Source organism: Natrinema sp. 74, assembly GCF_046097095.1.
Classification (GTDB): domain Archaea; phylum Halobacteriota; class Halobacteria; order Halobacteriales; family Natrialbaceae; genus Natrinema.
Genome location: NZ_CP175698.1, coordinates 1,573,773 through 1,590,517, shown reverse-complemented (window position 1 = coordinate 1,590,517; position 16,745 = coordinate 1,573,773). Strand labels below are relative to the sequence as shown.

At 66.0% G+C, this 16,745-nt stretch carries 17 protein-coding genes; 13 read left to right on the top strand and 4 right to left on the bottom strand.

The features are described from left to right. Nucleotides 1-35: 35 nt before the first annotated feature. Nucleotides 36-239 (bottom strand): hypothetical protein, encoded by a 204-nt coding sequence (locus tag ACJ70B_RS07900; RefSeq protein ID WP_408959853.1) that lies wholly within the window; start codon nucleotides 237-239, stop codon nucleotides 36-38. A 139-nt stretch (nucleotides 240-378) separates the two neighbouring features. Here ACJ70B_RS07900 and ACJ70B_RS07895 point away from each other — a divergent pair, with 139 nt between their 5' ends. Next, entirely contained in the window at nucleotides 379-651 is a 273-nt protein-coding gene (locus ACJ70B_RS07895; protein WP_408959852.1) for a hypothetical protein, read from the top strand. Between the two features lie 38 nt (nucleotides 652-689). On the opposite strand, the gene ACJ70B_RS07890 is transcribed toward ACJ70B_RS07895, so the two are convergent. Further along, nucleotides 690-1,211 carry a metallophosphoesterase gene (locus ACJ70B_RS07890; protein WP_408959851.1) on the bottom strand — a complete coding sequence of 174 codons (522 nt, stop codon included), beginning with the start codon at nucleotides 1,209-1,211 and terminating at the stop codon, nucleotides 690-692. Nucleotides 1,212-1,365: 154 nt separating this feature from the next. On the opposite strand from ACJ70B_RS07890, the gene ACJ70B_RS07885 reads away from it, so the two are divergent. Continuing rightward, nucleotides 1,366-2,316, top strand: coding sequence for a cation diffusion facilitator family transporter (locus ACJ70B_RS07885; protein ID WP_408959850.1), 951 nt, complete (start codon nucleotides 1,366-1,368; stop codon nucleotides 2,314-2,316). A gap of 9 nt (nucleotides 2,317-2,325) precedes the next feature. On the opposite strand, the gene ACJ70B_RS07880 is transcribed toward ACJ70B_RS07885, so the two are convergent. Further along, nucleotides 2,326-2,748: a hypothetical protein gene (locus ACJ70B_RS07880; RefSeq protein ID WP_408959849.1), complete on the bottom strand. Its 423-nt coding sequence runs from the start codon at nucleotides 2,746-2,748 to the stop codon at nucleotides 2,326-2,328. A gap of 160 nt (nucleotides 2,749-2,908) precedes the next feature. Here ACJ70B_RS07880 and ACJ70B_RS07875 point away from each other — a divergent pair, with 160 nt between their 5' ends. Further along, nucleotides 2,909-5,059, top strand: coding sequence for an ATP-dependent DNA helicase (locus tag ACJ70B_RS07875; RefSeq protein ID WP_408960089.1), 2,151 nt, complete (start codon nucleotides 2,909-2,911; stop codon nucleotides 5,057-5,059). Nucleotides 5,060-5,083: 24 nt separating this feature from the next. Here the strand turns inward: ACJ70B_RS07875 and ACJ70B_RS07870 are convergent, their stop codons facing one another. After that, entirely contained in the window at nucleotides 5,084-5,584 is a 501-nt protein-coding gene (locus tag ACJ70B_RS07870) for a 2'-5' RNA ligase family protein (protein ID WP_408959848.1), read from the bottom strand. Between the two features lie 246 nt (nucleotides 5,585-5,830). Between ACJ70B_RS07870 and ACJ70B_RS07865 the strand changes: the two genes are divergently transcribed. The 10 genes from ACJ70B_RS07865 (at nucleotide 5,831) to argF (ending at nucleotide 16,681) form a co-directional block, all read left to right on the top strand. Then, entirely contained in the window at nucleotides 5,831-6,952 is a 1,122-nt protein-coding gene (locus ACJ70B_RS07865) for a helix-turn-helix transcriptional regulator (protein ID WP_408959847.1), read from the top strand. A gap of 475 nt (nucleotides 6,953-7,427) precedes the next feature. Next, nucleotides 7,428-8,660 carry an argininosuccinate synthase gene (locus ACJ70B_RS07860; RefSeq protein WP_408959846.1) on the top strand — a complete coding sequence of 411 codons (1,233 nt, stop codon included), beginning with the start codon at nucleotides 7,428-7,430 and terminating at the stop codon, nucleotides 8,658-8,660. A 2-nt stretch (nucleotides 8,661-8,662) separates the two neighbouring features. Further along, nucleotides 8,663-10,219, top strand: coding sequence for an argininosuccinate lyase (gene argH / locus ACJ70B_RS07855; RefSeq protein WP_408959845.1), 1,557 nt, complete (start codon nucleotides 8,663-8,665; stop codon nucleotides 10,217-10,219). 228 nt (nucleotides 10,220-10,447) lie between these two features. Further along, nucleotides 10,448-10,612: a lysine biosynthesis protein LysW gene (gene lysW, locus ACJ70B_RS07850; protein WP_005554620.1), complete on the top strand. Its 165-nt coding sequence runs from the start codon at nucleotides 10,448-10,450 to the stop codon at nucleotides 10,610-10,612. Nucleotides 10,613-10,703: 91 nt separating this feature from the next. Then, nucleotides 10,704-11,579: a lysine biosynthesis protein LysX gene (lysX, locus tag ACJ70B_RS07845; RefSeq protein WP_408959844.1), complete on the top strand. Its 876-nt coding sequence runs from the start codon at nucleotides 10,704-10,706 to the stop codon at nucleotides 11,577-11,579. Continuing rightward, complete coding sequence (gene argC, locus ACJ70B_RS07840; protein WP_408959843.1) at nucleotides 11,579-12,655, top strand: N-acetyl-gamma-glutamyl-phosphate reductase; 1,077 nt, start codon at nucleotides 11,579-11,581, stop codon at nucleotides 12,653-12,655. The genes lysX and argC overlap by 1 nt, the downstream gene beginning before the upstream one ends. Further along, nucleotides 12,656-13,525: an acetylglutamate/acetylaminoadipate kinase gene (locus tag ACJ70B_RS07835; protein ID WP_408959842.1), complete on the top strand. Its 870-nt coding sequence runs from the start codon at nucleotides 12,656-12,658 to the stop codon at nucleotides 13,523-13,525. Beyond that, entirely contained in the window at nucleotides 13,522-14,667 is a 1,146-nt protein-coding gene (locus ACJ70B_RS07830; protein ID WP_408959841.1) for an aspartate aminotransferase family protein, read from the top strand. The genes ACJ70B_RS07835 and ACJ70B_RS07830 overlap by 4 nt, the downstream gene beginning before the upstream one ends. Beyond that, complete coding sequence (locus ACJ70B_RS07825) at nucleotides 14,664-15,734, top strand: [LysW]-lysine hydrolase (RefSeq protein WP_408959840.1); 1,071 nt, start codon at nucleotides 14,664-14,666, stop codon at nucleotides 15,732-15,734. Before ACJ70B_RS07830 ends, ACJ70B_RS07825 begins: the two co-directional genes overlap by 4 nt. Nucleotides 15,735-15,757: 23 nt before the next feature. Next, entirely contained in the window at nucleotides 15,758-16,681 is a 924-nt protein-coding gene (argF, locus tag ACJ70B_RS07820; protein WP_408959839.1) for an ornithine carbamoyltransferase, read from the top strand. Nucleotides 16,682-16,745 lie beyond the last annotated feature (64 nt).

Here is a 16,745-nt window from a genome sequence, read left to right as displayed (position 1 = left end):
TGCCGTCTCCGGTCCGTGACTGTCGTCGCGTCCGATCAGATCGGGTCCGTTCCGGGCGTCCGTTGCGGGTTCGGTCCGCGTTGCGTGCGTTCGTCACGCCGTCGTCGCGTCCGTCGGTACCACCGCGAGAGGGGGGCCGCCCGTCGCCACGCCAAGAAGGCGGCTCCGCCGACCGCCACGGACAGGGTGATCGCGATGAGGAGTTTCGAGACGCCGCTCGAGTCAGCGCTTCGGTCCATACGCCGCGTACGTCGCGAGGGAGGGTAGTGATTTCGGCGGTCGAGACGCGCTGCTCGGACCGGTGGTGAGCCGACTGAGTCGTCGCGGAGAGCGCCGGCCCATCCCTTGACTACGCTCCGCGTTGTTCTCTTCGACGCGATGACAGACCTCGAGTTCGAGGCGTTCCAGACGCGGGTGTCCGAAGCGGTTTCCGAGGACGAACTCCGATCCGTCTACGCCGGGATCGTCCACGAGAACGGCCAGTACGAGTACTACTTCGGAACCGACACCGAGGACGTCAGCGAGTTGCGATCGACGGCCGCGGTCCAACTCGGCATGCTCCTCAAAGTGCTCGCAGACCGATCCAATAGCGACATCGACGAGATCACCGACCTCGCGGTCGAACGCGCAGCAGAGATGCAACTGCGGTGACCCGTTCGGCGCGCCCGCACAGGCCCGCCGCCCTCGCGTCACACCGTCGGAATCTCGAGCGGTTCGATCACCGTCCCGTCGGGCTCTCGAATCTCGCCCGTCAGCCCGCCGTCCGCTTCGGCTGCAGGCTCGAGGACGGCGAATCCCGGCCGGTTCCCGCGTGGGTCGGCGTGGCTGCCGGGGTTTAACAGCGTCACGTCGTCGGTCTCGACGACCGTCGGCCGGTGGCTGTGGCCGAAGACGACGACATCGGCCCCTTTCGAGCGGCCGAACATCGCCAGCCCCGTCTCCCCACCCTCTCGACGGTGGGTGACGGCAACGCGGACGCCGCCCGCCTCGACGACGCGGGCCGTCGGCAACCGGTTGCGGACCGCCGCGCTGTCGGCGTTGCCGTGGACGGCGAACAGTCGGTCGCACTCGTCCTGAAAGACCTCGAGCGCGGCCTCGGTCGTGAAATCGCCCGCGTGGATGACGGTATCGGCGTCACGGGCCGCGGCCAGGGCCTCGCCCTCGAGGTCGTGGCCGCCGCTGCTGTGGGTGTCAGAGAAGATCGCGATCATAGTCGCGCTTCGGTCGCCGTTGTCAGATTCCTTTCGATGCGGTCGGGCGACGTTCGTCGCCTCCCAGCGAGATACGGTCTCGGCCGGCTTTCGGCGGCGGCCCTTGCTCTAGAACCGCTTACACTTTTAGGTGCCCCTTTCGTAGTCGCCGTCGATGGCCAGTAGCACTTCCGTCGTCATCGCCGCGCTGTTCGCCAACGCCGCGATCGCGGCGCTGAAGTTCGGCGGATTTCTGTTGACCGGGAGTCCCGCGATGCTGTCGGAAACATATCATTCGGTGTCGGACACGGGTAACCAGATCTTCCTGCTGGTCGGGATCAAGTACGGCGCACAGGAGGCGACCCGCGAACACCCCTTCGGCCACGGGAAAGCGCAGTTCTTCTACAGCCTGCTCGTCAGCGTCATGCTCTTCGGGATCGCCGGGTGGGAGAGCGCCCGCCACGGCTACAACGCCCTGACCCACGGCGGCGTCCACCGCGCCAGCGAGGACGTCACGCTGCTCGGGCAGCAGTTCGACCCCATCTTGGTCAACTACGCCGTGTTGATCGGCGCGATCCTCTTCGAGTCCTACGCGCTCTGGAAGGCCTACCAGGGGATGAGCCGCCAGATGGACGAGTACGGCTGGTCGACCTTCCGCGAGGCTTTCAGGAAAACGAGCGACGTGACGACGCTGACCGCGCTCACCGAGGACACGATCGCGCTTTCTGGCGCGGGGATCGCCCTGCTGGGGATCTACCTCCGCCGGGTCACCGGAAACCCGATGTACGACGCCGGCGCGGCGCTGATCATCGGCATCATGCTCATGGGCTTTGCCGTCGCGCTCGCTTGGGAGAACAAGCGGCTCATCATCGGGGAGAGTCTCCCGAAGGCCAAGGAGGACGAACTCCGCCGGATCGTCGCCGACTGGGACGGCGTCACCGAACTCATCGATTTCCGGACCGTCTACTTCGGTGCTGAGGAACTGCTCGTCACCGCCGACGTGGCGTTCGAATCCGACCTCGACGCCGACACGATCGACGAGCGCATCACGGCACTCGAGCGCGCCCTGCGAGAACACGACGATCAGGTCAACCGAATCTACATCGAACCACAGACGAACTCGTAACGACCGACATTACGCGCTCGCGTCGTCGGACTCCTCGCCCTCCCCTTCGTCGTGGGCCGCGACGATCGTCGAGCCGGGCGGCCGATCGTTCAACACCGCCGTCACCGTCGTCTCCTCGAGATCGACCGTCGAGTAGAGCGGTTCCCAGCCCTCGTCCGTTTCGACGGCGACCGTCACATCGGTGGGACTCGCACCCGGTGGCAGCTTCGACGGATCGTAGACGAGCGCGATCCGAACGGCTTCGACCGCTTTCAGGTCCTCGCAGGCCACGAGGTCGACCGGATCCGCGAGGCTATCCGCCGGCGGCTCGCTGACGCTCTTTTCGAGCCCGAAGGCGTCGGGAACCACGCCGGCGACGAGATCGACGCGTGCCCCCGCGCTCTCGAGGGCGTACTCGGAGACGCTACTGGAATCGTATCCGGGAATAGCCATACCGAGGGCAAGCACTCGAGATATATGGCCCTGTACCGCGCGCTCGCCGGCCGGTGATAGTCGTTCCCCCGCAGCTGTTTAAAGGGGATGACCGAATCGAGACGAATCCTTTTATCGCAGCGCGGACCTATCACGCACTGTGTCCGAGACTGCCGGGTACATGCGCTTTTTCCCGTACGATCAGCCGTACGAGAACCAGCGCGAGGCGATGGACCGCATCCACAACTCCCTCCACCGTGGCCAAGACGTGCTCTTCGAGGGTGCCTGTGGAACTGGTAAGACCCTCTCGTCGCTGGTGCCGGCCCTCGAGGTGGCCCGAGAACAGGACAAGACGGTGGTCATTACGACCAACGTCCACCAGCAGATGCGCCAGTTCGTCGCCGAAGCCCGCGCGATCACGCGCGAAGAAGACATTCGCGCGATCGTGTTCAAAGGGAAGTCCTCGATGTGTCACATCGACGTCGACTATGAGGAGTGTCAGGCCCTGCGGGACAACACCCGCGCCGTCGTCGACGCCGAACGCGACCGCGAACAACTCGAGCGCCGCCAGCGCGAACTCCTCGCGGAGAGTCAGGACGGCGACGGGTCGGCGGCCGACGCTCGCTCGGCGGTGATGGAGGAACTCGAGGACATCGAGGACCGACTGGAGGATCTCGAGGAGCAGAACGTCTGTGAGTACTACCGAAACAACCTGACCGAAGACACGGACGACTTCTTCGCGTGGCTCTTCGACGATGTCCGCACGCCCGACGAGATCTACGAGTACGCCGAGCGCCAGGGGTTCTGTGGCTACGAACTCCTGAAAGAAGGGATCGAGGGCGTCGATCTGGTCGTCTGCAACTACCACCACCTGCTGGATTCGACCATTCGAGAGCAGTTTTTCCGGTGGCTCGGCCGCGATCCCGACGACGTGATCGCCGTCTTCGACGAGGCCCACAACGTCGAGGACGCCGCCCGCGAGCACGCGACCCGGACCTGCTCCGAGCGCACGTTCGACTCCGCGCTCGATGAGCTGGCCGATACCGACGACCCGCGCTCGGAAGATGCCGCGAACGTTCTCTCGGCCTTTCACCGCGCACTCGTCGAGACCTACGAGGACTCCTTTGGCTTCGGCGACCGCGAAGCCGTCGGCGGGACCTGGGAAGATGTCCCAATCGCCAACGAGGACCGCAAGGACGACCTCACCCTCGAGTTCCTCCAGCGCTATTCAGGACGGGGCATCGACGACGATCTCGAGGCCGCGATGAAACTCGGTCAGGAGTTAGACGAGGAGTATGAGGAGGCCTACCGTGAGGGCGAGACGGCCACACGCACCGAGTGTCAGACGCTGCAGGCCGCCGGCTTCGTCAGCGCGTGGATGAACGAGGGCTCGAAGGAGGGGCTCTATCCCGTCGTCTCCGTCACGCGCGACGCCGGAACCGACGAGATCTACGGCCGAGCGGAGCTGTACTCCTGTCTGCCGCGCCAGGTGACCGGCCAGCTGTTCGACGAGATCTACGCCACCGTCCTCATGAGCGCGACGCTGCAGCCCTTCGACGTCACCGAAGACGTGCTGGGGCTCGAGAATGCCGTGACGATGGCCTACGGGCTGCAGTTCCCCGACGACAACCGCCGGACGTACGCCGTCGAGACGCCGCCGCTGTTCTCCTCGGATCGCGACGATCCCGCGGTACAAGACGAGGTAACGGAGGCGATCCGTGACGCCGTCCGCATGACGCCCGGCAACACGCTCGCCTTTTTCCCCAATTACGGCGAGGCCGGCCGGTACGCCGACCGACTCGAGCGCCGCGGCGACCGGCCGGTCTATCTGGACGAACCGGGCCAGTCCGTCGAGGAACTCCGCCAGGAGTTCGTCGCCGATGACGACGCAGTGTTGTGTACCTCGCTGTGGGGCACCCTCGCGGAGGGAGTGAGTTTCGACGGCGACGACGCCCACACGGTGCTGGTCGTCGGCGTTCCCTATCCCCATCTCGACGACCGGGCCGAGGCGGTCCAGGAGGCCTACGACGCGGCCTTCGACGGTACCGATACCGGCTGGCGGTACGCCGTCGAGATTCCGACGGTCCGCAAAACACGGCAGGCGCTCGGCCGCGTCATCCGCTCGCCCGAGGACGTCGGCGTCCGCGCGTTACTCGATCGACGCTACTCGCGCTCGGCGAAGTCCGATCTCGGGAAATACAGCGTCAACGGCACGTTCCCCCACGAGGAACGCGAGGAGCTGATCGATATCGACCCGGACAAGCTCAAATTTGCGATGCTCAACTTCTACGGCGACCACGGCGCGTACGACGGCGAGCCGCCGGCTCCCTGATCGCTTTGCCGTCGCGGGCCGCGCTCAGGACGGGAGCGAAACCCGACTCACCGGCAGCTTGTACGACCCGTCCCAGAACTCGAGTTCGCTGACCGTCCACCGGACGGGCTCGATCTCGCGGTCGGCCAGCCGTTTCGCCGTCGCGAGGTCACCGCCCCGGGCCAACGTCACGTGGGGGACGTAGTCGCTGCCCTCGAGTCCCTCGACGGTCTCGAAGGCCTCGGTGAGATCGGCGTGGATCCCCTCGAGGCCGGGGCTCTCGACGGCCAGATAGACGACCGGCGCGGAGCCAAGCGGCGGGTCCTCGAAGTAGTCGATACCCGTGATCTCGGCCTCGACGGCGGGCGCTCCCTCGAGCGCGCGGTGGGCGCGGTGTTGAAGCTGTGCGACGTGGTCGGCCTCGCCCAGCCGTTTGAGCAGACACGAGTGGTCCTCGCGGACGGTGTCGAACCCGACTAGATCGGGATAGAGCCGATCCGCGAGCCGGCGGACGCGGCCGGGGACAGGGACGTTGACGCTGTACACTTCGCCAGATATCGGGCCGCGACGGCTATCAGTCTGGTGATCCGTATTCGAGGCCCGCGGTGGAGCCGATCGAGCGGCCAACGGACGAGCAAACCGACGATCGGTCCGAGTGCGATCGACACAGCGCTTCGGCCTCGAGTTCACCGCGTCTGTCAGCCGTCCGTTCACGCTTGGATGACTCTCTGCAAAACGAACTACCGCTGTCGTCGGAAAGACCTATTTGGACGGCCACGGCATGTCCGGGTAATGGACGGGAAGGGGCTTCGAGCCCTTATCTGGGTGCTCGTGGTGGCCTGTTCGATCACGTCCGTGCCGGCCTCGACCGCCGCTGTGGCGGATACCAGTGCCCACCGTATGGCGCTACAGGCCGACAACGGCGGTAACGAGAGCATGACGCTCGAGGACGCCGATAAGATCCATATCGACGTTTTCATTGCCGAGAACGGTTCGGCACAGCTGTCCGTCGACTACCAGTTCCATCTCGATCGAGGGAATAACTCCACGTCTCAATGGGACCGGCTCCGCACCGATATCGAGACGAATACGTCTGCGTACGTCGCCGACGAACGATCGAAGTGGATTAAAACCCTCGCTGCGGGGGAAAACGCGACCGACCGGGACATGAATATCTCGAACGTCTCGATCACTACGGAGGAAAACACCGCACCGCGGACGATCGGCCACGTCACGGTCTCCTTCCAGTGGTCTAAGTTCGCGTTCGTCGAACTCAACCGCATCGAGGCGGGGGCTGCGCTCTCCGGGCTCACGCTCGACGACGGGACGACCCTGCAGTTCCACTGGCCGGAGTCGTACGCGATCTACCAGCACGAGGGCGAGCCACAGGTCGACCCCGCGCCCAGCGAGACGCCCGACGGCTCGGTCACCTGGAACGGTAAGGGGACATCGTTCACCGACGGCCAGCCACGGATCATTCTGGTCGAGAACACCGGTGCAACGACTGAACCAGCCAATCCCGATCAGGGGCCGCCGATGCCATGGACCATCGTCGCTCTGGCTCTGGCCCTGCTTGCAACCGTCGGTGCCGTCGGCTGGCTGCTCGGTCGACGCCGGCGGCACAATACCGTGCCGACGGACGCCTCCACGGAGACCGTCCGACGGACCGACGGCTCGAGCGACGACGATTCGACCGTCGACGAGCCACCGCCGGAACTGCTGAGCAACGAGGAACGAGTGTTGCGCCTGCTCGAGAACCGCGGCGGCCGGATCAAACAACAGGAAGTCGTCTCGGAACTCGATTGGACCGAGGCCAAGACGAGTCAAGTCGTCGGCGACCTGCGGGAGGACGACAAGATCGACGTGTTTCGGATCGGCCGGGAAAACGTCCTGACGCTGCCCGACGAGGAGTGATTTCGACCTGGCCTTCGGTGTTCCTACTCGCCAAGGACGCTGAGACGTCTACGAGGGAGCAGCTATCGTAGCCACTGAACGTCACTCTCATTCCGCGTAACGGCCTTCGACTGTCGGCACGTTGCCTGTTTTCCTCACGGCTACGACGCCACCTCGGGCTTCGAGACCGGTGCGTTCCGCTTTCACCCGCGAGCAGGCTATGTAGCAGGATTTAATACTGTGGATCGACACCGTTTCCCCAATGACCCAGTCCGTCGGCACTCTGCTCGCCGTTTTCGCCACCGACGGGACCGTCGCTCGAGTGCGGCGACCGCGACGGGCCCTTTGAGCCCGTATTCTACTTCACTCCACGTTCCTGGATCGTTCCACTGGCCCCGAAACCGCATAATTCTCCGTCAGCAGCCGCTCTATCGTTTATTTCCGGAAATGAAACCAATGATCTTAAGTCCTTCCTGGGAGTGGCTTCGAGTACGACATGACCCGCGTGGCACTTGCGTTTTCGGGCGGCCTGGACACGACTGTCTGTGTCCCGCTGCTCGAGGAAGAATACGGATACGATGACGTGATCGGCGTCACCGTCGACGTTGGCCAGCCGGCCTCGGAATTCGAGGAAGCCGAGGAGACCGCTGAAGCGCTCGACCTAGAGCACTACGTCGTCGACGCGAAAGACGAGTTCGCAAACCTCTGTTTCGACAGCGTTCGCGCGAACGCGACCTATCAGGGCTACCCGCTGGGAACGGCGCTCGCCCGTCCGGTGATCGCGGAAGCGATCCTCGAGGTCGCACAGGAACAGGACTGTACCGGCATCGCCCACGGCTGTACGGGCAAGGGCAACGACCAGCTGCGGTTCGAGGCCGTTTGGCGCGACTCGGACCTCGAGGTCATCGCCCCCGTGCGCGAACTCGGCCTCACCCGCGAGTGGGAACAGGAGTACGCCGCCGAGAAGGACCTCCCCGTCGAGGGTGGCAGCGGCGGTGACTGGTCGATTGACACCAATATCTGGAGTCGCTCGGTCGAGGGCGACGACTTGGAGGACCCGAGCTACGTTCCGCCGACGGATATCTACGAGTGGACTGACGAGCCCACCGGCGAGACCGAGGAGATCGAAATCGCCTTCGAGAACGGGTATCCCGTCGCCGTCGACGGCGAGGAGTACGAGCCCGTCGAACTCATCGAGCATCTGAACGAACTTGCCGGCAGCTACGGCGTCGGCCGCACCGACATGATGGAAGACCGCATGCTCGGGCTCAAGGTGCGCGAGAACTACGAACACCCCGGTGCGACGACGCTGCTGTCCGCCCATGAGGCCCTCGAGGGCCTCGTCCTCACCCAGGAGGAACGCCAGTTCAAACAGCAGATCGATCAGCAGTGGTCCCAGAAGGGCTACGAGGGCCTGATCGACGCGCCGCTCATGAGTGCACTCGAGGGCTTCATCGCCGAGACCCAAACGCGCGTGACGGGGACCGTCACGATCCGCTTCGAGGGCGGTCGGGCCCGTCCGGTTGCCCGCGACAGCGAGTTCGCAGCCTACTCCGCTGAACATGCTTCCTTCGACACCGAGACGGTCGGGAAGATCAAACAGGAGGACGCGACCGGCGTCGCGAAGTACCACGGCTTCCAGCGCCGTCTCGCGAACGAGGCGATCGCCGCCAACGCCGCGGATGAGGAGACCGAGATCGCAACCGACGGCAGCGGCGAGGACGAGTAACCATGACCGAGGAGAGTGCTCCCGACGACGGTACGCGGTCCGATGGACTGCGGACTGACGGCGGGGACGACGACGGAGTCGTCCGCCGGGACCGCTTCAGCGGCGGCCCCGCCCGGAGCTTCCTCTCCTCGCTCGCAGCCGACGAACGAATCTTCGCGGCCGACCTCGAGGTCGACCGCGCGCACACGGTTATGCTCGCCGAGCAGGACATCACCGCGGACGACGTGGCCGGTGAGATCCTCACGGCGCTAGACGCGATCGAGGTCGACGGTCACGGCTCCCTGCCCGACGGCGAGGACGTCCACGAGGCCATCGAGACGGCTGTCATCGAGCGCGTCGGCGCTGACGGCGGCAAGATGCACACTGCGCGTTCGCGAAACGACGAGGTCGCGGCCTGCATCCGATATCGCCTGCGCGAGGACGTCCTCGAGGCGATCGAAACGACGCTCGCCCTGCGCGAGTCGCTCGCCGAGGTGGCCGACGAGCACCGGGAGACGATCATGCCCGGCTACACCCACCTCCAGCCCGCTCAGCCGACCACCGTGGCCCACTGGGCGCTGGCCTACGAGGGTGCGGTGCGCCGCGACACCGAGCGCCTGCGTGAGGCCTACGCGCGGATCAACGAGTCGCCGCTCGGCGGGGCCGCGTTCGCGGGAACGACCTTCGACATCGACCGCGAGCGCACCGCCGACCTGCTTGGCTTCGAGGATGTCGTCGCCAACTCGATGGACGCCTCCTCGAGCCGCGATTTCCTGCTCGAGACGGTGCAGGCGCTGTCCACTCACGCGACGACGCTGTCGGGGCTGGCGGAGGACGTGATCATTTTCGCAAACCGCGGCTTCGTCGATCTTGCGGACGACTACTCCTCGACGTCGTCGATTATGCCCCAGAAGAAGAATCCGGACACGCTGGAACTCGTCCGCGCGGTCGCGGGCGACGCGGCCGGCGGCGTCCAGGGGCTAACGACGACGCTCAAGGGACTGCCCCGCGCATACAACCGCGATCTGCAGCGGGCGACGACCCACGCCTGGGAGACCGTCGACGCGGTGACGGAGGCCAGCGAGGTCGCTGCCGGCGCGGTCGCGACCGCCGACTGGAACGAGGAGACGCTGGCCGCCGAAGCCGGCGCTGGCTTCTCGACGGCGACCGGCGTCGCGGACCTGCTGGCGGCGAACGGATTGCCGTTCCGGACCGCGCACGAACTGGTCGCGATCGCGGCCGAAAATAGCGCGGAACGCAGTTCCGTGGAGAACGCGAGCGGTGACGAACCACGAGCGAACGGGGCGGACTACGACACCCTCGAGTCCGCGGCCCAGGAGGTCCTCGGCGAATCGCTCGAGGCCCACGTCGAACCCGAAGCCGTCGAGAGCGCGCTCGACCCCGTCGAGAGCGTTGCGAGCCGCGACTCGCAAGGAGGGCCTGCCCCCGAGGCGGTTGTAGACCAACTCGAGGCGGCCCGCGAGGCGCTCGCGGCAGACGAGGACGGACACGAAGAGCTGACTGAGGCGCTCGAGGCGGCCCACGAACAGCTTCGGTCGGCGGTGAACGACTATGTCTGAGCTGTCACCGCCGACGAGACCGACGAGTGGGGCGCCGCGATCGCGGCTTGTCGGGCGGCCGGTTCGGCGACGATCCCCGCGAGGGGATTACCTACCGACTTCATGATATGTCAAAATAAAGCTGCGGTTTGATGGCGTCCTCGTCCCGTTAGAGGGGTGTGCAGATAGTATAATTTTGCTGTTAAGTTCGAAGGCTTTAAGGGATCCGCGCTCCCACGTGCGAGTACAATGACTGAATGCGTCGAGTGTGGGGCCGAGGTGTCCCTGCACGACGATCTGGAAGTCGGAGAGATCGTTGACTGTACGACCTGTGGCGCCGAACTGGAAGTCGTCGACACCGAGCCGCCAGTCCTCGAGCGAGCCCCCGAGCTCGAAGAGGACTGGGGTGAGTGACCTTGCAGACGGGCACGACATCGGCCCGCCCTGCACACACGACTCGAGGGGCTCGTAGCGAGCCTCTCACGACTAGCCAGAGGTGGCTCGCGTGAACGTAGGTATACTCTATTCACGAATTCGCAAAGACGAGAAGCTCCTCTTGAACGAGCTCCGCGAGCGCGATCACGAGGTGACGAAGATCGACGTTCGCAAGCAGACGTTCGACATTTCGGACGCCCCTGACGAGTTTGCGGACCTCGATATCGTCGTCGATCGCTGTCTCGCCACGAGCCGGAGCCTGTACGCCACGCAGTTCCTCGAGGCGTACGGCATCCCCGTGGTCAACAGCCACGAGACCGCCGATATCTGCGCGGACAAGGTGAAAAATAGCCTCGCGCTCGAGCAGGCGGGCGTGCCCACGCCCGAGACGAAGGTCGCCTTCACCAAGGAGACCGCGATGGAGGCAATCGAGGACTTCGGTTATCCCTGTGTCCTCAAACCCGTCGTGGGCTCGTGGGGCCGTCTGATGGCCAAGATCGACTCCCGAGATGCCGCGGAGGCGATCTTAGAGCACAAGGCGACGCTGGGCCACTACGAGCACAAGGTGTTCTACGTTCAGGAGTTCGTCGAGAAACCGGGCCGCGACATCCGCGTGCTCGCGACCGACGGCGAGCCCATCGCCGGCATGGTCCGCTCCTCGGACCACTGGATCACCAACGCCGCCAAGGGCGCAGAGACGGACGTCTTCGAGCCGAACGAGGAAGCGAAAGAACTCGTGCAGAAGGCCAGCGATGCCGTCGGCGGCGGCCTACTCGGCATCGACCTCATGGAGACCGAAGACGGGTACACCGTCCACGAGGTCAACCACACCGTCGAGTTCAAAGCGCTCGACGGGGCCGTTGAGACCGATATCGCCGGCACCGTCGTCGACTGGCTCGAGGAGAAAGCGCAAGCGGCCGATCCGGAACTCGAGGTGACCGCCTGATGGCGGTCGGCACCGAGACCGGCGCGGACGCAAACGCTGAGACGGTCACCGCGAGCGTCATCGGCGGCAGCGGTTTTACGGGCGGTGAACTCCTTCGCCTGCTCGCGGGCCACCCCAATTTCGAGATCACGGAGGTCACAAGCCGCTCGAAGGCCGGCAAGAGCGTCGGCTCTGTTCACCCGCCGCTGCGCGGGTCGGACCTGCGCTTTACCGAGCCTGACGATCTCGAGAGCGTCGACGTGCTGTTCGCGGCGACGCCCCACGGCGTTTCGATGGGGCAGATCGACGACTTTTTCGAGATTGCAGATACGGTCGTCGACCTCTCGGCGGACTTCCGCCTCGAGAGCGAAGCACAGTACGACGAGTGGTACGACGGCCACGAGGCCCCCGAGTATCTCGAGAAAGCGGAGTACGCCTTGCCCGAGATCAACCGCGAAAACCTCGCGGGTGCCGAACTGATCGCCGGTGGCGGCTGTAACGCCACCGCGACCATTCTGGGCCTGTACCCGCTGTTCGAACACGACATCCTCGAGGGCGGCGAGCAGGTCGTCGTCGACGTCAAAGTCGGCTCCTCGGAAGGGGGAGCCGGCGGCGGCGAGGCCTCGAGCCACCCCGAACGCTCGGGCGTCGTGCGTCCCTACGCGCCGACGGGTCACCGCCACGAGGCCGAGATCGAGCAGTTCCTCGACACCTCGGTCGCCTTCACTTGCCACGCCGTAGACATGATCCGCGGCGCGAGCGCGACGAACCACGTTTTCCCGAGTTCGCCCGTCTCGAAGGGCGACCTCTGGCAGGCCTATCGCGGCTGCTACGAGGATGAGCCGTTCGTCCGCATGGCCGCGGGCGGCTCCGGCGTCTACCGCTACCCAGAACCGAAGGCGGTCGCCGGCACGAACCTCGCCGAGGTCGGGTTCGAACTCGACCCCTCGAACAAGCGCATCGTCGTCTTCTCGGCGATCGACAACATGATGAAAGGCTCGGCGGGTCAGGCGGTCCACGCCGCCAACGTCGCGCTGGGACTCGAGGAGACGGCCGGACTCGAGTTTACGGGGCTGCACCCCGTGGGGGCACCGTAAATGACCGTCGTCGTCAAGATCGGCGGCGCACGCGCCGTCGACCCCGAAGGCGCGCTCGCGGACGTCGCGAGCCTCGTCGCGGACGGCGAGGACGTGGTGCTCACCCACGGCGGCTCCACGGCGGTCGACGAGACCCTCGAGGACCTCGGCGAGGAGCCCACCTACGTCGAGACCCCCGGCGGCGTCGTCGGGCGCTTTACCGACGAGGAGTCGATGGACGTCTTCAAGATGGTGATGCCCGGCAAGCTCAACACCGATCTGGTCGAGAGCCTGCACAACGAGGGCGTCGACGCGGTTGGCCTCTCGGGCACGGACGGGAAGTTGCTCGAGGGCAAGCGCAAGTCCGCCGTCCGCGTGAAGGAAGACGGCAAGAAGAAGATCAAGCGCGGCGACCACTCGGGCAAAATCGAGTCGGTCAACGCCGACCTGCTCGAGACGACCCTCGAGGGCGGCTACACGCCCGTCGTCTCCGTTCCTATGCTCGGAAAGGAGAAGTCGGGCGGGTACACCGCCGTGAACGCCGACGCCGACCGCGCCGCGGCCGCGATCGCGGGCGCGCTCGAGGCCGATCTCGTCGTCCTCACCGACGTGTCGGGGATCTACGAGGATCCCAACGACGAGTCGACCAAGATCGAGTCGGCCGCCACACCCGCGGAGTTCGAAGCCGTCACAGATGCCGCGGAAGGGTTCATGACGAAGAAGGTCATGGCCGCCGAAGAAGCGCTCGAGGGCGGTGCGTCCTCGGTCATCGTCGCGACGGCGAACGCCGATGCACCGATCACGAGCGCGCTCGAGGGCGCGGGCACGACGCTCGAGCCCGGCGCGCTCGCCGACGAAGCGGACGAAACGGAAACGGAGGCTGCAGAATGAGCGATCTTGACTTTATCTCCGGCAGCAAGCCGATCGGCATCGAACGCGGCGAGGGACCGTCCCTCTACACCGCCGACGGCACAGAGTACCTCGACGCGGGTGCCAGTTTCGCCTGCACGCCGCTGGGGCACAGTCACCCGGCGGTCGTCGAGGCCGTACAGGAGCAGGTCGGCGACCTGACGTTCGTCGACTCCTCCTATCCCGTACAGTCGCGCGAAGACGCCTACGCCGCGTTCGTCGCGTCGACGCCAGACGGGCTCGAGCAAGCGTGGTTCTGCAACTCGGGGACCGAGGCCAACGAGGCCGCCTTGAAGTTCGCCCGGTCGGCGACCGGCGAGTCGAAGATCGTCGCCGCGACCCGTTCGTTCCACGGGCGGACGATGGGGTCGCTCGCGGCTACCTGGAAGGACAAGTACAAGAAGCCCTACGAGCCCCTGGCCGGCGACGTCGAGTTCGTCCCCTACGGCGACGGCGAGGAACTCGCCGAGGCCGTCGACGACGAGACCGCGGCCGTGATCCTCGAGCCGATTCAGGGCGAAGGCGGGATCAACGTCCCGCCCGCGGGCTACCTTGAGACCGCCCGCGAACTGACTGACGAGGCCGGTGCGGCGCTTGTACTGGACGAAGTTCAGACCGGCATGGGCCGCACGGGTTCGATGTGGGCCTGCCAGAACGCGGGCGTCACGCCCGACGTGCTGACGACCGCGAAGGGGCTGGGCAACGGCCTGCCCGTCGGCGCGGTCGCGGTCCGCGACTGGATCGCCGACGGCGCGGCCTCGCACAACGCCACCTTCAGCGGCGGCCCCGTCGTCGCCGCGGCGGTCCACGCGACCGTCTCGACGCTGGTCGAAGAAGAGTGGCCCACCCACGCCGCCGAGCTCGGCGACTACCTCGTCACCGAACTCGAGGCGGCGCTTGGCGATTCGGTCCGCGAGGTTCGCGGCAATGGGCTGCTCGTCGGCATCGAGTTGAAACGCGGCGCGAACCGCGTCGCTCGCGATCTGGCGATGAACGAGCAGGTGCTGGCGCTGCCCGCCGGCCGGACCGTGCTCCGCCTACTGCCGCCGCTGGTGATCGGCGAGGCAGAGGCGGATCGGCTCGTGGACGCGCTGACCGAGACCGTCGTTGACACCGAATCATGAGCGCGAACGTTGACCCCTCGAGTGACGTGTCGGCCGCCGAGGCCCGCGAGTTGCTCGTCGATCTCGTCTCGATCCCCTCGCCGACTCGCGAGGAACGCGAAGCGGCCAAGCGCCTCGTGGACTTCTTCGAGGCCCACGACCGGGAGGTCTGGATCGACGCGGTCGGGAACGTCCGCGCGCCGGCGGACGACGCCGTGTTGTTGACCTCACACATCGACACCGTCCCGGGGGACATTCCCGTCGAGGTCGAGGAGACCGGCGACGACGAGGTCCTCTGGGGTCGCGGCAGCGTCGACGCGACGGGGCCGCTCGCGGCGATGGCGGCCGCCGCCGTCCGTACCGGCGTCTCCTTCGTCGGCGTCGTCGGCGAGGAGATCGACTCGAAGGGCGCGCGCTATCTGGTCGACGACCGCGAGGAGCCACCGGACGCCGTCGTCAACGGCGAGCCCTCCGGGGCCGACGGGATCACGCTGGGCTATCGGGGACTGATCGCCGGCACGTACGTCGCGACCAGCGAGTCCGGCCACACCTCCCGGCCGGACCCGAACGCGATCCAACACGCCGTCCGCTGGTGGTCGGCCGTCGAAGAGCACTTCGAGGGCGACGAGTACGAGCCCGTCTTCGAACAGGTGACGACCAAGCCGGTCGACATCGAGGGCGGCGTCAGTGACGACGGGCTCTCCGTCGAGGCGACGATGGATGTCCAGTTGCGCGTCCCGCCGGCGCTCGATGTCGGCACCGTCCGCGAGGCCGCGGAGGCCGAACTCGAGGTCGGGACCGTGACCTGGAAGGACAAGGTCCCGCCGGTGATGATGAGTCCGCGAACGGAGGTCGCACGGGCGTTTCGTGTCGCCATCCGCGAGGAAGGCGGCGATCCCCGCCTAGTGCGAAAGACCGGCACGAGCGACATGAACATCTACGCTGGGGACTGGGACTGTCCGATGGTCACCTACGGGCCCGGCGACTCGGACCTCGATCACGCGCCCGACGAGCGACTGGCGCTGTCGGAGTTCGACCAGTCGGTGGCGGTTTTAGAGCGCGTCGCGCGGACGCTCAGTGAGCAATAAGATTTCAGACGAGTTTGCATACCATGACAACGAACGATACGCAGCCGAGACATTTCCTCGACGTCGACGACCTTTCCGAGGAGGAACTGCTCGCAGTGCTCGACAGGGCCGACGAGTACAAACGCGCCGTCGAAGCCGGCGCGGACCACGCCGACCTGTCCGGACAGACCCTGGGGATGCTCTTTCAGAAGGCAAGTACCCGGACCCGGGTCTCCTTCGAGACGGGGATGACCCAGCTGGGCGGTCACGCGATCTTCCTCGGGGAAGACGATATCCAACTCGGGCGGGGCGAACCGCTGAAAGACACGTCGCGTGCGCTCTCGCGGTACGTCGACGCGGTGATGGCTCGCGTCTTCAAACACGAGAACATCGAGGTGCTCGCGGAGTACTCCGCCGTGCCGGTGGTCAACGGCCTCACCGACGACGCCCATCCCTGCCAGACGCTCGCGGACCTGCTGACGATCCGCGAACACGAGGACGGCTTCGAGGACGTCTCGGCCGCCTGGATCGGCGACGGCAACAACGTCGCCCAATCGTTCGCGCTCGGCTGTGCGCTGACCGATATCGACTTGACGATTGCGACGCCTGAGGGGTACGAAGTCGACAACGACGTCGTAGAGCGCGCCCGCGACCTCAGCGGCGATCCGACGACCACGACCGATCCCGTCGAGGCGGCGACCGACGCCGACGTCATCTACACGGACGTCTGGATCAGCATGGGCCAGGAAGACGAACGCGACGTCCGGATGGCCGACTTCGAGGGCTTTCAGGTCTGCTCGGACCTGCTCGAGCACGCCCCCGAGGCGTCGGTCATGCACTGTCTCCCGGCCCACCGCGGCGAGGAGATCACCGACGACGTTATCGAGGGCGAGCGCTCGATCGTTTTCGATCAGGCTGAAAACCGGCTGCATGCCCAGAAGGCACTGTTGAGTTGGCTGCTCGAGTGACCGGCCGCGAACGAAGTGAGCGGGCGGGTTTTTTGGTCCAGATTTTTTCGTGAGCGGCGAGTGA

Bases quoted from the DNA above. Each gene is read 5' to 3' on its own strand.
- lysW (WP_005554620.1), top strand. From the start codon at position 10,448: ATGACTGAATGCGTCGAGTGTGGGGCCGAGGTGTCCCTGCACGACGAT.
- ACJ70B_RS07865 (WP_408959847.1), top strand. From the start codon at position 5,831: ATGGACGGGAAGGGGCTTCGAGCCCTTATCTGGGTGCTCGTGGTGGCC.
- ACJ70B_RS07860 (WP_408959846.1), top strand. From the start codon at position 7,428: ATGACCCGCGTGGCACTTGCGTTTTCGGGCGGCCTGGACACGACTGTC.
- argH (WP_408959845.1), top strand. From the start codon at position 8,663: ATGACCGAGGAGAGTGCTCCCGACGACGGTACGCGGTCCGATGGACTG.
- ACJ70B_RS07875 (WP_408960089.1), top strand. From the start codon at position 2,909: ATGCGCTTTTTCCCGTACGATCAGCCGTACGAGAACCAGCGCGAGGCG.
- ACJ70B_RS07835 (WP_408959842.1), top strand. From the start codon at position 12,656: ATGACCGTCGTCGTCAAGATCGGCGGCGCACGCGCCGTCGACCCCGAA.
- ACJ70B_RS07895 (WP_408959852.1), top strand. From the start codon at position 379: ATGACAGACCTCGAGTTCGAGGCGTTCCAGACGCGGGTGTCCGAAGCG.
- ACJ70B_RS07900 (WP_408959853.1), bottom strand. From the start codon at position 239: ATGGACCGAAGCGCTGACTCGAGCGGCGTCTCGAAACTCCTCATCGCG.
- argC (WP_408959843.1), top strand. From the start codon at position 11,579: ATGGCGGTCGGCACCGAGACCGGCGCGGACGCAAACGCTGAGACGGTC.
- ACJ70B_RS07825 (WP_408959840.1), top strand. From the start codon at position 14,664: ATGAGCGCGAACGTTGACCCCTCGAGTGACGTGTCGGCCGCCGAGGCC.
- ACJ70B_RS07880 (WP_408959849.1), bottom strand. From the start codon at position 2,748: ATGGCTATTCCCGGATACGATTCCAGTAGCGTCTCCGAGTACGCCCTC.
- ACJ70B_RS07885 (WP_408959850.1), top strand. From the start codon at position 1,366: ATGGCCAGTAGCACTTCCGTCGTCATCGCCGCGCTGTTCGCCAACGCC.
- argF (WP_408959839.1), top strand. From the start codon at position 15,758: ATGACAACGAACGATACGCAGCCGAGACATTTCCTCGACGTCGACGAC.
- ACJ70B_RS07890 (WP_408959851.1), bottom strand. From the start codon at position 1,211: ATGATCGCGATCTTCTCTGACACCCACAGCAGCGGCGGCCACGACCTC.
- ACJ70B_RS07830 (WP_408959841.1), top strand. From the start codon at position 13,522: ATGAGCGATCTTGACTTTATCTCCGGCAGCAAGCCGATCGGCATCGAA.